General features: G+C 68.5%; 13 protein-coding genes. 6 read left to right on the top strand and 7 right to left on the bottom strand.

The genetic code is table 11. The features are described from left to right. Window positions 1-69: 69 nt before the first annotated feature. Window positions 70-1,389, bottom strand: coding sequence for an MFS transporter (locus tag E9536_RS02315; RefSeq protein WP_027791229.1), 1,320 nt, complete (start codon window positions 1,387-1,389; stop codon window positions 70-72). A 157-nt stretch (window positions 1,390-1,546) separates the two neighbouring features. Here E9536_RS02315 and E9536_RS02310 point away from each other — a divergent pair, with 157 nt between their 5' ends. The 3 genes from E9536_RS02310 (at window position 1,547) to E9536_RS02300 (ending at window position 3,945) form a co-directional block, all read left to right on the top strand. Beyond that, on the top strand, window positions 1,547-2,506 hold the full coding sequence (locus E9536_RS02310) for a LysR family transcriptional regulator (RefSeq protein ID WP_060085041.1): 960 nt from the start codon (window positions 1,547-1,549) through the stop codon (window positions 2,504-2,506). Between the two features lie 90 nt (window positions 2,507-2,596). Next, window positions 2,597-3,388: a uracil permease gene (locus E9536_RS02305; RefSeq protein ID WP_136469208.1), complete on the top strand. Its 792-nt coding sequence runs from the start codon at window positions 2,597-2,599 to the stop codon at window positions 3,386-3,388. 59 nt (window positions 3,389-3,447) lie between these two features. Continuing rightward, window positions 3,448-3,945, top strand: a complete 498-nt coding sequence (locus E9536_RS02300; RefSeq protein WP_059694250.1) for an SRPBCC family protein — start codon at window positions 3,448-3,450, stop codon at window positions 3,943-3,945. Here E9536_RS02300 and E9536_RS02295 read toward each other — a convergent pair. From E9536_RS02295 to E9536_RS02285, 3 genes are all read right to left on the bottom strand, one after another. Beyond that, entirely contained in the window at window positions 3,942-4,952 is a 1,011-nt protein-coding gene (locus E9536_RS02295; RefSeq protein WP_247873404.1) for a hypothetical protein, read from the bottom strand. The genes E9536_RS02300 and E9536_RS02295 overlap by 4 nt on opposite strands. A gap of 55 nt (window positions 4,953-5,007) precedes the next feature. Beyond that, complete coding sequence (locus E9536_RS02290; protein WP_027791234.1) at window positions 5,008-5,730, bottom strand: haloacid dehalogenase type II; 723 nt, start codon at window positions 5,728-5,730, stop codon at window positions 5,008-5,010. A 204-nt stretch (window positions 5,731-5,934) separates the two neighbouring features. Continuing rightward, window positions 5,935-6,573: a hydrolase gene (locus tag E9536_RS02285; RefSeq protein ID WP_060357626.1), complete on the bottom strand. Its 639-nt coding sequence runs from the start codon at window positions 6,571-6,573 to the stop codon at window positions 5,935-5,937. 199 nt (window positions 6,574-6,772) lie between these two features. Between E9536_RS02285 and E9536_RS02280 the strand changes: the two genes are divergently transcribed. Together E9536_RS02280 and E9536_RS02275 are read left to right on the top strand one after the other, a co-directional pair. Then, entirely contained in the window at window positions 6,773-7,666 is an 894-nt protein-coding gene (locus E9536_RS02280; protein ID WP_048025782.1) for a LysR substrate-binding domain-containing protein, read from the top strand. A gap of 495 nt (window positions 7,667-8,161) precedes the next feature. Beyond that, window positions 8,162-10,411, top strand: coding sequence for an EAL domain-containing protein (locus E9536_RS02275; RefSeq protein ID WP_027791237.1), 2,250 nt, complete (start codon window positions 8,162-8,164; stop codon window positions 10,409-10,411). A 27-nt stretch (window positions 10,412-10,438) separates the two neighbouring features. Here the strand turns inward: E9536_RS02275 and E9536_RS02270 are convergent, their stop codons facing one another. Together E9536_RS02270 and E9536_RS02265 are read right to left on the bottom strand one after the other, a co-directional pair. After that, window positions 10,439-11,506, bottom strand: coding sequence for a PleD family two-component system response regulator (locus tag E9536_RS02270; RefSeq protein WP_059694254.1), 1,068 nt, complete (start codon window positions 11,504-11,506; stop codon window positions 10,439-10,441). 56 nt (window positions 11,507-11,562) lie between these two features. Then, on the bottom strand, window positions 11,563-12,567 hold the full coding sequence (locus E9536_RS02265; RefSeq protein ID WP_027791239.1) for a chemotaxis response regulator protein-glutamate methylesterase: 1,005 nt from the start codon (window positions 12,565-12,567) through the stop codon (window positions 11,563-11,565). Between the two features lie 347 nt (window positions 12,568-12,914). On the opposite strand from E9536_RS02265, the gene E9536_RS02260 reads away from it, so the two are divergent. Further along, a complete protein-coding gene (locus tag E9536_RS02260) occupies window positions 12,915-13,343 on the top strand; it encodes a hypothetical protein (RefSeq protein ID WP_136469207.1) in 429 nt (142 codons plus the stop codon). A gap of 57 nt (window positions 13,344-13,400) precedes the next feature. Here the strand turns inward: E9536_RS02260 and E9536_RS02255 are convergent, their stop codons facing one another. Beyond that, complete coding sequence (locus E9536_RS02255; RefSeq protein WP_027791241.1) at window positions 13,401-13,625, bottom strand: hypothetical protein; 225 nt, start codon at window positions 13,623-13,625, stop codon at window positions 13,401-13,403. Window positions 13,626-13,723: the final 98 nt, after the last annotated feature.

The raw sequence follows: 13,723 nt of genomic DNA, 5'->3' as shown, positions 1-13,723 counted from the left end.
CCGCCGCCGCGCATGCACGCACGGCGGACGGCAGGACGAACTGAAATCGATCGGATGCCGGCGGCGTGCTCACGCGCGCGCCGGCCGCATCAACGCGGTACACACGAGCGCGAACACGCCGAAGCCGACGAGGTAAGCGATCACGTAATGCGGCTGGCCGCCGCCGGCCTTGAGCAGCGACGTCGCGATCATCGGCGCGAAGCCGCCGCCGATCACGCCGGCCAGCTGCACCGACAGCGAGATGCCGCTGTAGCGGATCTCCGCCGGGAACTGCTGCGCGAACAGCAGCGATTCCGGCGCATAGAGAATCGGGAACACGACGCCGAGGCCGAGCACGATCGCCCACCATGCGGTCGACGTCTGCTGTGTGCCGAGCATCATGAAGAACGGCGCGGCGAACGCGCACATCAGCACGAGGCCGATCGCGAACATCCGGCGCTGGCCGATGCGGTCGCTGAGATGGCCGCACAGCGGCATCGTGACGAGCGACAGCGCGGCGCCGGCCGTGATCGCGTGCAGCATCTCGGCCTTCGGCAGATGCAGCTGCTGCGTCGCGTAGGCGAGCGCGAACGTGACGACCATGTAGAACCAGGTGTTCTCGGCGGCGCGTGCGCCGACGATCGTCAGCACCTCGCGCGGATGGCGGCGCAGCGCGGCCGTCACCGGCGACTTCTCGGCCTTGCCCTGGCGCTGCATCTTCTCGAAGTCGGGCGATTCGGGCACCTTCGCGCGGATGAACCAGCCGAGGCCGACGAGCGCGATGCTCGCGAGGAACGGCACGCGCCAGCCCCACGACAGCATGTCGGCTTCCGGCAGCGCGGCCACCGCGGCCATCGCGACCGACGACAGGATCAGGCCGAGCCCGACGCCCGTCTGCGGCAGGCTGCCGAACAGCCCCTTGCGGCCCTTCGGCGCGTGTTCGACGGCCATCAGCACCGCGCCGCCCCATTCGCCGCCGACGGCCATCCCTTGCAGGAACCGCATCCCGATCAGCAGCGCGGCGGCCCAGTAGCCGATGCTGTCGTACGACGGGATCAGCCCGATGATCATGCTCGGCACGCCCATCAGCAGCAGCGTGATCATCAGCATCGACTTGCGGCCGATGCGGTCGCCGAAGTGGCCGAACACGATGCCGCCCATCGGCCGCCCGATGAAGCCGACCGCGAACGTGCCGAACGCGGCGAGCGTGCCGACGACGGGGTCCAGCGACGGGAAGAAGATGCGGTTGAACACGAGCGCGGCGGCCGTGCCGTAGAGGAAGAAGTCGTACCACTCGATCGTGGTGCCGGCCATGCTGGCCCAGCCGGCCAGCAGGTGGTGCTTCGCGGTGCGCTCGGGCGCAGGTGCCGCGACTGTCGCATGCTCATCGAGGGTGGATCGCGTCTGCATGGTGTCTCCGTGGTGGTGCCGCGGCTCGTGGTCCGCAGGTCACGGTCGAGTATAGTTATGCGCAGATTCATCATGTACCGATAAAGAAACCGGTTGGATGTGCATTTATGCATATCGACGGCCGACCCGGAGACTCCCGCCCCTTTTTCCCTCGCCGATGCGACATGCCACCGAGCCGGTTTCCGGCAACCTGAACTGGGACGACCTGCGTTTTTTCCTCGAAGTCGCGCGCACGCAGCGGGCGAGCGGCGCCGCGAAGCGGCTGGGCGTCGACTACACGACCGTCGCGCGGCGCATCCGCGCGCTCGAGGCGGCGATGGGCACGCTGCTGTTCGACAAGTCGCGCTCCGGCGGCTTCACGCTGACGGCCGAAGGCCAGCGGCTCGTCGCGTATGCGGACGCGATGGAGACGACCGTGCAGTCCGCGTGCGACCAGGTCGCGAATACGGGCGAGGCGCTGTCGGGCCATGTGCGGATCGGGTCGACCGAGGGGTTCGGGTGCTTTTTCCTCGCGCCGCAGCTCGCGCAGTTTCGCGCCGAGCATCCGCACGTGACGGTCGACCTGCTGCCGGTGCCGCATTTCGTCAACCTGCCCAAGCGCGAGGCGGACCTCGCGATCACGCTCGAGCGGCCCGAGCGCGGGCCTTACGTGGTTACGAAGCTGTGCGATTACCAGTTGCGGCTCTACGCGACGCGCGACTATCTCGCGAACCATCCACCGATCACCTGTACCGACGATCTCGCGGAGCACGCGTTCATCAGCTATGTCGACGATCTCGCGTTCAGCAACGAGCTGCTGTACCTCGACCGGGCGGTGCCGGGCGCGACGGCCGGGCTGCGCACGACGAGCGTGATCGCGCAGTATTTCGCGGCGCTGCAGGGCGGCGGGCTCGCGATCCTGCCGTGCTTCATGGCGGCCACGCAGCCGGCGCTGGTGGCCGTGCTGCCGGACGACGTGGTCGTCACGCGGTGCTTCTGGCTGACGTGCCGCGAGGACCTGCGCAAGCTGCGGCGCGTGACCGCGCTGTGGGATTACCTGCGCGCGGCGGCGGACGCGAATCGCGCGCTGCTGTCGGGCGAATCGGGGACGCTGAGATTCGTCGGCGAGCCGGCCTGACGGAATGGCGGGCGGGGCGGTGACGAACGAGTTGATCTGAATTGAAAAAATGGCCGACGAAGATCCGGCCGGTTATCGGGGGAAAGGCAGATGGCGTTGACGCAGGCGGGCAAGGTGTTCGTGGTCTGTGTGGCGGTATTCGGCGTGGCCGCGTACTGGCTCGCGTCGCGCATGGTGCGCCGACAGACCGGCGGCAAGCGCGGGGCGGGCGGCGCGGTCGCCTTCTGGTGGCTCGTGTGCTTTTGCCTGGTGTCGCTGTTTTTCCCGTTCGCGTACTGGATCGGCGACGAACTCTACGCACTGGCCGTGTCGCCGAAATACGAGGCGACCGTCGTGTCCTACCAGTCCGAGTGGGACACCTGCGAGCGACGCGACAGCAGCGGGCGCACCGAACGATATCGGTGCATCAAGTACACGTCGATCCTGGAAGCCATGATGCCGGATGGCGAGCGGGTCGTGCTGCCGGGCAACATCCGATCGGGCGGCGTGCCGGAGATCGGCGAGAAGATCGATGTCGTGTTGCCGGCCGGGGCTACCCAGTTGCATGAACGCAGCGTGCGCAGTGTCGGCCTGCTGGCCGGCGGCGCGCTGATGGTCGCGATCATCGGGTATTTCGTCTACCTGATCGCGGCGTACGGTGCGGGGAAGAACATCGACGGTGCGGCCCGATTCGGCGTGGCCGTGGTGATGAACGCGCTCGTGCCGCTCGGTGCGCTGCTGATGGAAATCGCGTTCCTGAGCGTGCCGTACCGCTACTGGGTGCGGGGGAATCCCGAACAGTGGCCGGTGTGGGTGCTGGCGCTTGGCCTGCTGTTCGCGCTGGCGCTGCTGCCGTTGCTGCTCATCTACGCGCGAACCGCGTGGCGTGCCGTCGTGAAGTGACGAATGCGGCGGGGCGGTTGTGTCATCATGCCCGCACCGGCAACCGCCAGGAGACGGTCGTGGAAATTCATTCGCAGTGGACGTTCGATTGCCGGCCCGAGCATGTCTGGCCGCATTTCCTCCATGCCCGGATGGACGACACGCGGCCGTTGCTGTTCCGCCTCGGCGTGCCGAAGCCGGTCAGCTGCCGCGTGCTCGAAGGCGTGCCGGCCGTCGGCAACACGCGGCAGTGCACGACCGATCGCGGCACCATCGACCAGCGGATCCTCGTGCTCGACGAGCATCGCCGGCTGCGTTACCGGATGGTGGCGTCGACGGTGTGGTGTCGCGACTGGGTCGGCCTGCTTGAGGACGAATTCACGCTGACACCGGTGGAAGGCGGCAGGACGCGCGTCGAACGGCGCACCGTGTTCAGCGCGCGTGGCCTCTTCAAGCCGGTTCGGCAGATCGGGCTGTGGCTCGCGTTGCGGCAGGCGCACCGGTATGCGGCCCGCAACTGGCGGCGTCTCGCGATGGCGGCGCAGGGGCGGGCGGGTGCGATGGAGGCGGTGCGCTAGGTCTTGGGCACGGGCGCGTAATAGATTTGCCCGACATCCGTGTCGCGCACCTGGCCGTTGCGTTCGGCCTCGGTGCGCATAGTCAGGAAATCGACCGTGCACAGATCCGGGCGGCCCAGCGCCTTCAGGATGCCCGACGTGCGCCACGCCGGCAGCCAGTCGGCCCACGACAACCGCACGCCCAAGAGCAGCGCGAGCATGACGCCGATCGCGGCCGGCCCGCCCAGCAGCATGGCCAGGTCGGTACCCAGGTCGGAAAAGCCGTCGTCGCCGGTCCAGAGCAGCACGATCATCATCGGGATGACAAAGCAGTTCATGCCGATGAACATCCATTTCCACGCCAGCCAGATGTCGTGCGTCAGGCCGGCCAGCCCCGTGTCGCTGCACGTGTGATCCATGACCGTGCGGCGCCGGTCCGGCGACGACAGCGCAAACAGGCGGCCGCGGCGATCGACCACGGCAACCACGTCGTCGCCGACGTCGAAGCACTGCCCGCCGAGGAACCCGCGGTACGACCCGCCGCCGATTTCGATTTCCACCGGTAGCTTCGCGAACAGGATCCTGCCGTTCTTCCCCACGGTCACGAACGCGTTTGCCGACGCGAAGGTCCTGGTTTCGCGCAGGTTCGCGTACGACCATGTCGCCGGATGCTCGACCTTGTCGGCCGCGGCGTTCAACTCGGCCAGGACGAGATCCTCGTCGGCTTGCTGAAACACCAGGGCATTGGCCGCGGCCCCGTTGCCGGTGAGTGCCGCGAGGATCGGCACCAGGGTGTGCGTGAACCAGTAGCCGAGCGATTTCTTGCGGGCTTCGGGGTCGACGGGCGGCACCTGACGGCTTCCGGCGCTGCCCTGGTCGGGGCGCTCGAGAAAGCGCATCGCGGTCAGTTTGCCTTCTACGGGACGCAGGGGTGACGACATCAGGGCAGGCCGCTGCAATGGGATAAGGTTTGCGGAGTCTATCAGTCGTCTGTCGGTGCGTTTGTCCTGCTTGACGTGCCGTTCCACCGGCCCCGCATCGTGGCCGCCAGCGCCACGCTCGCGCACCCTGACCCGGAGGCCTTCAACCCGGGCAGCCCAGCCGGTCCGCGAGTTCGTTCAGGTCCTTGACGTCGAAGTCCCACTGATCAACGGCTCGCAGGTCGGTCGTCTGGCCGGGCCCGTGTTCGGTCGGCCGCAGCACGAACGCGGTCGACAGCCCCTGCCGGCGTGCGGCCGCGAGATCGCCGTTGTGCGCGGCGACCAGGCACAGCTCGGCCGGCTCGATGCCGAGAATCTCGACGGTATCGCTGTACACCTGCGGCGACGGCTTGTACGCGCGCACGACTTCCGCGCCGAGGATCGCATCCCACGGCAGCCCCGCGCGTTTCGCGACGTCGACCATCAGCCGGATGTTGCCGTTCGACAGCGGCGCGATGATGTAGCGTCGCTTCAGCCGCTGCAGCGCCGCGACGGCGTCGGGCCACGGGTCGAGGCTGTGCCACGCGAGGTTGAGTGCGTCGATGTCGGCGTCGGGCACGTCGACGATTCCGTAGCGGTCGAGCGTGCGCACGAGGTTCTCGCGATGCAGGACGTCGAGCCGCACGTAGCGGCGGCGCCCGCTGCGGATTTCTTCCATCGACGGCGAATATTCGGCCCGCCACGTATCGGCGAATTCGAACGGGTCGAGTGCGGGTGCGTGGCGATCGAGGAACGCGGCGGCGCCGCGTGCGACGCCGCTTCTCCAGTCGACGATCGTTCCGAATACATCGAAAACGAGCGCCTTGATTTCGGCAGGGTTCGTCATGGTGATCCTGTGAAGGTCAATCGATGAGGGTACACATCGCCGTGCCGCGCGCGATGCGCGGCGCCGGAGCCATCGACATTGAATCACGGATACGAAAACGCGGCCTGCCGGCCGCGATGCAGTCCGGCCGCGCCGGAACGGAGAAGCAGGGCAACGGCGCGCGCCGACGGCCGGACACGCCGGCCGCCGCGCGTGCCGTGCCGGTCAGCTCTTGTCGTACGAGAACTGGATGCCCGCGGTGCCGCCGGTTTCGATGAACAGGTCGATGAATGCCGGCACGGTGGCGCTGCGCGCCCAGTCGCGCTGCAGTTCGCAGAACAGCTGCGCGACGCTGATCATCTGGCCGCCGGCCTGTTCGATGCGGCGCAGCGCGGCTTCGTGCGCGGCGACCGACGTGCCGCCGACCGCATCGACGACCACGTACACCTCGTAACCGGCCTTCAGCGCGTCGAGCGCCGGGAACGTCAGGCACGCTTCGGTCCACAGCGCGGTCATGATCAGTTTCTTGCGGCCGGTCGCTTCGACGGCCTTGCGGAATTCGACGTCCTCCCACGAGTTGATGCTGGTGCGGTCGTAGGTCGGATAACCTTCGAGCGCCGCGCGCAACTGCGGGATCGGCGGCTTGTTCAGGCCCGTCTTCACGTTCACGGTCGAGTGGACGATCGGCAGGTTGTACGCGACGGCCGCCTTCGACGCGCCGACGATGTTGTTGATCAGCAGCTGGCGATCCATCGACGCGATGGAGTTCACCTGGACCGGCTGGTAATCGATGACGATGAACGCCGCGTTCTGCGGGGTGAGCAGGTGGTCGTTCGCGGGGTCGCGAACCGGTTCGCTTGCCATGGTTGTCTCCAGTGACGGTGCGGGAAGTGAGGGGGTAAATCCAGGTCCAGTGAACCGTCGGGTCCGGCGAAGAAGCCGGTCGAGAAAATCCCCGGCTGCCGCGACACGCTCGATCCACGCTGAAACACGATGCTAGGCGTGCAACAACCGGCGTTCCAGTCCCTTAAAATGCCGTCAGTGTTCTATGGGTGGAACAATCATGGATGACCTGAACGACCTCTACTATTTCGTGAAGGTGGTCGAACACGGCGGGTTCACGCAGGCCGGGCGCGCGCTGGACGTGCCGAAATCGACACTGAGCCGGCGTATCGCCGCGCTGGAAGCGAAGTACGACGTGCGGCTGCTGCAGCGTACGACGCGTCATTTCACCGTCACGGAAACCGGACGCGAATTCCATGAGCGCTGCCTCGCGGTGCTGGTCGAGGCCGACGCCGCGCGCGAGGTGATCGAGCGCCGGCACGCGGAGCCGCGCGGCGTCGTCCGCGTCAGTTGCCCGACCGCGCTGCTCGAATATCGCGTGAGCGAACTGGTCGCGCGCTTCATGGCGATTCATCCGCAGGTGCAGGTGCATCTCGAGGCGACGAACCGCCGCGTCGACCTGCTGAGCGAAGGGTTCGACCTCGCGCTGCGGGTGCGCTTCCCGCCGCTGGAGGACAGCGATCTCGTGATGCGCGTGCTCGCCGACAGCCCGCAGCGGCTGGTGGCCGCGCCGCACTGGCTGGACGGGCGCGCGCCGCTGTCGGACCCGGCCGGGCTGGCCGGCGCGCCGAGTCTCGACTGGGGGCCGGCGCGGCATCACGTGTGGCAGCTGGTTGGGCCGAACGGCGAGCATGCGCAGTTGCGCCATCATCCGCGCTTCGTCACGGACGACATGCACGCGTTGCGCGATGCGGCGATTCACGGCGTCGGCATCGTGCAGCTGCCGTGCATGGTCGTCGAGGACGACCTGCGCGACGGCACGCTGGTCGACGTGCTGCCCGGCTGGGCGCCGAAGGGCGGCGTGGTGCACGCGGTGTTTCCGTCGCGGCGCGGGCTGCTGCCGCGCGTGCGGCTGCTGATCGATTTCCTGGCCGAACACATCCGGAAGGATTGACGCTCGCACAGGCGCGGCGCTGCAAACCTGGCCGGCGCGTGTGCGGGCCCGATGCCCGATGCATCGGCGCCGGGCGCAGCGCCCGGAGCGTGGCGGTCGCGGCCGCCACCAACGCATCGAAGGCGATTACGCGCACGGATTCCGGCGCAGACGATCGAACGCGAACGGAGCCGGGGCGCCGCCGCAAGCTGACGAATCGCTTTCGAACACGGCCCGCATGGCGCACGGCCTTGCCGGGAGCGGTCGCGCCGCGCGCAGGTCTTCCGGCGGACTGACTGCCGGCCAAACATGCCGCATCGACCGCGTGTAACCCCTGATGCGCATGGACGCCCGGGTTGCCACGGATTGGTGTTAAATGTATTTCGGCGCGCGTTGGCACCGCGTGCAATACGGGGCGCACCGGGCATCGGCGTATACCCGGAGCGAAAAACGGCACGAAGGATCGAAAACGAATCGGGCGCATCAGACCCGATCGGACAGACGGCAGGATTCATCTTGAATACCGAACCGCAAAGTTCTCGTTACAGTCTCGGGCTCGCGGCGGAAGTGCTCGCGTCCGAGCAAAGCGTGCTGAGGCTGATCACGCGCAACACACCGCTGCCGGAGCTGCTCGTCGAAGTCTGCCGGCGCGCCGAGGCTTTGCTCGGCGACGGTGCGTCGTGCACGATCCTGCTGCTCGATATCGACGGCGTGCACGTGCACGTCGGCGCCGCGCCGTCGCTGCCCCGACAGTACAGCGCGGCGATCGAAGGCGCGACGATCGGGCCGGTGGCCGGCTCGTGCGGCACGGCGATGTACCTGCGCCGGATGGTCGTCGTCGAAGATATCGAAACCGATCCCCTGTGGGCCGACTATCGTGCGGTTGCGCTGCCGCTGGGCCTGCGCGCGTGCTGGTCGGTGCCGTTCCTCGACGACGCGGGCGCCGTGCTGGGCGCGTTCGCCGTCTATCACCGCATGCCGCGCCGGCCGAGCGACGAGGAAACCGAACTGCTGCGCGACATCGGCAACAGCGTCGGCCTCGCGGTGCACCAGGACCGGATCGCGCGACAGCTCGCGCGCAGCGAGGAACATCACAGGCTCGTGGTGAACAGCCTGAACGAAGGGATCCTCGTCGTGTCGCGCGATGGCGTCGTGGTCGCGAGCAACCCGAGTGCGAACCGGATGATGCGCGTGAAGGGCGACCTCGTCGGCCGCAGGCTGTCGACGGTGATCCTGCGCAAGCTGCGCGAGGACGGCACGCCGATCGCGCCCGACGACTGGCCGAGCCGGCGCGCGCTCGAAACGGCCACGCCGATGCTCGACTACACGGTCGGTTTCGGCCTGGCGGACGGCGACACCATCTGGGTGCGCGGCAACGCGGTGCCGATCGTGAGGCCGGGCGAAACGCAGGCCGACTCGGTGCTCGTTTCATTCAACGACATCGGCCCCGTGCGCGAAGCGCAGCAGCAGCTGCGCTACCTGGCGACGCGCGATGCGCTGACGGGCCTCTACAACCGCCGCTGGCTCGGCGACCGCATGCGCGAGCTGTTCGGCGGCCACGATGCGGCGGGCGGGCCCGCGCGCGTCGCGATCCTGTTCATCGATCTCGTCGGCTTCAAGAAGGTCAACGACACGGCCGGCCACGACGCGGGCGACGCGCTGCTGCGCAGCGTCGCGGCGCGGCTCGCGGCGTGCGGAGGCGGGCAGCATGCGCTCACGCGCGTCGGCGGCGACGAGTTCGTGATCCTCGTCGACGACTGCGACGATCCCGACAAGCTCGCGGTGCTCGCGCGCGAGGTGATCGACGCGATCGCGAAGCCGTTCGCGATCGCGAACAACGAATACTGGCTCGGCGTGTCGATCGGGATCAGCGTCGCGCCGCGCGACGGCGACGATGCCGTCACGTTGATGCGCAACGCGGATTCGGCGATGTACGACGCGAAGCAGCGCGGCCGCAACCACTTCACGTTCTTCACCGCGCAGCTCAACCTGCGGCTGCAGCGCCGCTTCGCGATCGAGCAGTCGCTGCGGCGCGCGCTCGCGTCGGACATGCTGCGGCTCGCGTATCAGCCCGTCGTCGACGCGCGCAGCGGCCGCACCGTCGGCGCCGAGGCGCTGCTGCGCTGGACGAGCCCCGAGCTCGGGCCGATGTCGCCGGCGGAGTTCATTCCGGTCGCGGAAGATACGGGGCAGATCGTCGCGATCGGCCAGTGGGTGCTCGAAACCGCGTGCCGGCAGGCGGCCGAATGGCGCCGCACGATCGCGCCCGACCTGGTGCTGGCCGTCAACCTGTCGCCGCGGCAGTTCCACGAAGGCCTCGTCGAGTCGGTCGGTCGCTGCCTCGCGCAGACGCGGCTCGATCCGTCCGCGCTCGAGCTCGAGATTACAGAAGGACTGCTGATGAACGACACGGACACCGTGCTGCCGATGCTCGAGGCGCTCACGGACATGAACGTGCGCATCTCGGTCGACGATTTCGGCACCGGCTATTCGTCGCTCGCGTACCTGAAGCGCTTTCCGCTGCACAACCTGAAGGTCGACCGCTCGTTCGTGTCGGGCGTGCCCGATCATCACGATTCGGTGGCGATCACGCAGGCCGTCGTCGCGATGGCGCATTCGCTCGGGATGAAGGTCACGGCCGAAGGGGTCGAGACGCAGGCGCAGTCGTGGTTCCTGCAGCAGATCGGCTGCGACATGCAGCAGGGCTACCTGTTCAGCCGCCCGCTGGACCCGAGCGACTACGCGCGCCGGCTCGGCGCCGCGTGAGCGAGGCGCCGAGCCGGCGTTCGGCGTTCAGTCGGCGCGCGGCGCACCGAAGCCGCCGGGGACGGGCGGTGTCGGCGTCGCGTCGATCTCGACGCGGTTCTTGCCCTCGTGCTTCGCGCGATAGAGCGCGCGGTCGGCCGCTTCGATCAGCACGGTCGTCGGCAGGCCCGGCGTCGGCACGATGGTCGCGCCGCCGATGCTGATCGTCACGGTGTCGCCCGTCGACGAATGCGCATGCTGGAGCCGCAGCGCCTCGACCGCGAGGCGGATCTTTTCGCCGAGCAGCCGCGCGGCACCCGGCGACGTGGCCGGCATCACGACCGCGAATTCCTCGCCGCCGAAACGCGCGGCGAGATCCCCCGACTGGCCGAGACAGCGCTCGATGGTCGACGCGATCTGCTTGAGCACGCTGTCGCCCGACACGTGGCCGTACGTGTCGTTGTACAGCTTGAAATTGTCGACGTCGATCATCAGCAGCGACAGCTCGCTGCGCTCGCGCGTGCCGCGCCGCCATTCGGCGGCGAGGTATTCGTCGAGATAGCGCCGGTTCGACAGCCCGGTGAGGCCGTCCGAATGCGTGAGGCGCCGCAGCTCGAGATTGGCTTCGAGCAACTGCTGCTGCGATTGCCGCAGCGCGCGATAGGCCTCGTCGCGCTGCAGCAGGTTCATGTACGAGCGCGAGTGATAGCGCACGCGCGCGACGAGCTCGATGCGGTCGGGCAGCTTCACGAGGTAGTCGTTCGCGCCGGCCGCGAAGGCGGCGCTCTTGATCACGGGCTCTTCCTGCGTCGACAGCACGATGATCGGCACGTCGCGCGTCGCCGGATTCGTCCGGTACGCCTTCACGAGGCTCAGCCCGTCGGTGCCGGGCATCACGAGGTCCTGCAGGATCACGGTCGGCCGCGTCTCGATCGCGGTGGCCATCGCGTCGTCCGAACGCGGGCAATAGTGAAAATCGATGCCTTCCTCGTCGACGAGCGCGCGCCGTACGGCTTCCGCGACGATCGTCTGGTCGTCGACCAGCAGCACCATCGCCGGCACGTCGGCGGGCGGCACGTAGGGGCCGCCTGGCGGGTGAGTCGGGTCAATGGTCATGGTCGATGCGGGTTGTTGCGAGGGCAGGCATGGGTGTTGCAAGTGTTCATCGGGCTTCAGATCCGTGCGAGCGCCGCCAGCTCGCCCGCGATGCGTCCGAGCGGCAGGATCGCGCGCGCCGCGCCGAGCGTCGCGGCCGCCTTCGGCATGCCGTAGACGGCGCTCGTCGCCTCGTCCTGCGCGATCGTATGGTAGCCCTTCATCCGCAGCGCCTTCAGGCCGATCGCGCCGTCGCGGCCCATCCCCGTGAGCAGCACGCCGATCACGCGGCCGGGCCAGTGCTCGGTCAGGCTGTTGAAGAACACGTCGACCGACGGGCGATACGGCGTGGCGGCCGGCTCGCGCGTGTATTCGAGCGTGCCGGCGCGCGTGATGCGCAGGTGGTCGTCGGTTGCGGCGAGCAGCGCGACGCCCGGCTGCGGGCGGTCGCCTTCGCGCGCGACGCGCACGGCGAGCGACGTCTGGCCGTCGAGCCATTGCGCCATGCCTTCGGCGAACGCGCGGTCGACGTGCTGCACGATCACGATCGGTGCGTTGAAATCGGCCGGCAGGCCGCCGAGGACCGACGCGAGCGCGCCGGGGCCGCCGGCCGATGCGCCGATCGCGATCAGCGGTCCGCCGCCGGTGCGCGGGGGCGTGCCGGCGAGGCGCGAGCCGCCGGGCGCGTCGAGCAGGCGGCCGATCTGGTCGATCTTCGCGAGCAGCAGCCGGGTCGTGTCGCCGGCCGAGCCGTCGCCGAGCCGCGGCGTATCGACCGCGTCGAGCGCGCCGGCGCCCATCGCCTCGAACACGCGCCACGCATTCGCGCCGATGCAGCTCGTCACGATCAGGATCGCGCACGGTCGTTCGGATCGCATGATCCGCCGCGTCGCTTCGATCCCGTCGAATTTCGGCATGATCAGGTCCATCAGCACGACGTCAGGCGGCTGCGTGGCGCATAGTTCGACGGCTTGCGCGCCGTCGGTCGCGACCCACAGCACGCGGTGCTCGGGCCGTCGCGCGATCGCGCGGCGCATCGCCTCGACGGCAAGCGGGAGGTCGTTGACGATGCCGATGTTCACAAGCGGAATTCTCCGGTCGGTTCGTGATGCTGGAGGTGGGCCGGGTTCATGGAAGGAGGGGGCCTGTTCGGCGCCGCCGGACGGCATCGGCGGCCGGACGGCACGGCATTCTTTTCGGTTGGCGACGCCCCGAATGCTGTCATGCGGCGCGGGCGGCGGCAATCGAAAAATTTGCGCATTGCGCCGATTCAGTGCGTTTCCTCTATGACTGTGCGGTGTTTGCAGCGGGCGGCGGAGCCGGGCCGGCCCGCGCGTGCATGCATGGCCGCGCGGTTTCGGCACGGCAGGCCGCGGAAGCCGGCATGTTACCGTGGCGGCTTCGAAGCAAAAGACGGGGAGAATTCAGGATGGCCGTGCCCGACACCGTACTCGTCAGCCGCGACCCGTGGGCGCCGATCGTCACCGAGCATGACGGCCGGTTGCTGTACCGGATCTACATCGAGAGCGGACATGCGTCGTTCCACCGCGATTTCCCGGTCGAACCCGACGCGGTGCGCGTGCTGCGCGACGACGCCGAGCGCTACTACTTCCTGTTCGCGGCGCTTCACCATCCATACCAGCTGAGCGCGACGAACCTGTCCGACGCGGAACGCGAACGCTACTTCAGCACGATCCTGTTTGCAGGCCGCGACGAAGTCGAAGCCTTCATGACGGCGCTCGACCGCGCCAGCAACGGCGCGGTCGCGAACCTGCTGAGAATCTTCACGCAGGCCGACTACCGGCAACTGCGCGCGGGCCGGTGGTTCGACATGGGTGCCGGCACGCCGGCCGCGTAGCGCCCGCGCAGGCCCGTTTTCCGCTTCGACGGGCGCCGGAGGAAACCGGCCGCGCCGTCAATGGCTGCGCGCGTACCCCTGGATCAGCGCGCGCATCATGCCTTCGACCGTCGCGTCGAGCAGGTCGTCTTCCTGCTCGGCTTCCTCGACGAGCGCGGCATACGCGGTCGCGAGCGTCACGCGATCGACCTCATGGCGTTGCTCCATCAGCGTCACCATCCCGTCCTTCGCCAGATGAGCGGAGAACGCGCGGCTGCCGATGGTCTGGAATACGTCAATCATGGCGGCTCTCCCGTCCGTTGCCGATGCTTTCCAGTTTAGTCGGCGCACCGGTGCTCCGCCACGCGCGGCGGCCCGTCGCACGCTGCCCTCCGGGGCGG

The sequence above is a fragment of the Burkholderia sp. LS-044 genome (assembly GCF_004803625.1).
GTDB classification, from domain to species: domain Bacteria; phylum Pseudomonadota; class Gammaproteobacteria; order Burkholderiales; family Burkholderiaceae; genus Burkholderia; species Burkholderia cepacia.
The sequence above is the reverse complement of the archived record's forward strand: the minus strand, read 5'-3'. Positions and strand labels throughout refer to the sequence as shown.

What these genes read in the sequence shown, in the direction of transcription:
- E9536_RS02315 (WP_027791229.1), bottom strand. Translation starts at nt 1,389, where the DNA reads ATGCAGACGCGATCCACCCTCGATGAGCATGCGACAGTCGCGGCACCT.
- E9536_RS02310 (WP_060085041.1), top strand. Translation starts at nt 1,547, where the DNA reads ATGCGACATGCCACCGAGCCGGTTTCCGGCAACCTGAACTGGGACGAC.
- E9536_RS02305 (WP_136469208.1), top strand. Translation starts at nt 2,597, where the DNA reads ATGGCGTTGACGCAGGCGGGCAAGGTGTTCGTGGTCTGTGTGGCGGTA.
- E9536_RS02290 (WP_027791234.1), bottom strand. Translation starts at nt 5,730, where the DNA reads ATGACGAACCCTGCCGAAATCAAGGCGCTCGTTTTCGATGTATTCGGA.
- E9536_RS02285 (WP_060357626.1), bottom strand. Translation starts at nt 6,573, where the DNA reads ATGGCAAGCGAACCGGTTCGCGACCCCGCGAACGACCACCTGCTCACC.
- E9536_RS02280 (WP_048025782.1), top strand. Translation starts at nt 6,773, where the DNA reads ATGGATGACCTGAACGACCTCTACTATTTCGTGAAGGTGGTCGAACAC.
- E9536_RS02270 (WP_059694254.1), bottom strand. Translation starts at nt 11,506, where the DNA reads ATGACCATTGACCCGACTCACCCGCCAGGCGGCCCCTACGTGCCGCCC.
- E9536_RS02260 (WP_136469207.1), top strand. Translation starts at nt 12,915, where the DNA reads ATGGCCGTGCCCGACACCGTACTCGTCAGCCGCGACCCGTGGGCGCCG.
- E9536_RS02255 (WP_027791241.1), bottom strand. Translation starts at nt 13,625, where the DNA reads ATGATTGACGTATTCCAGACCATCGGCAGCCGCGCGTTCTCCGCTCAT.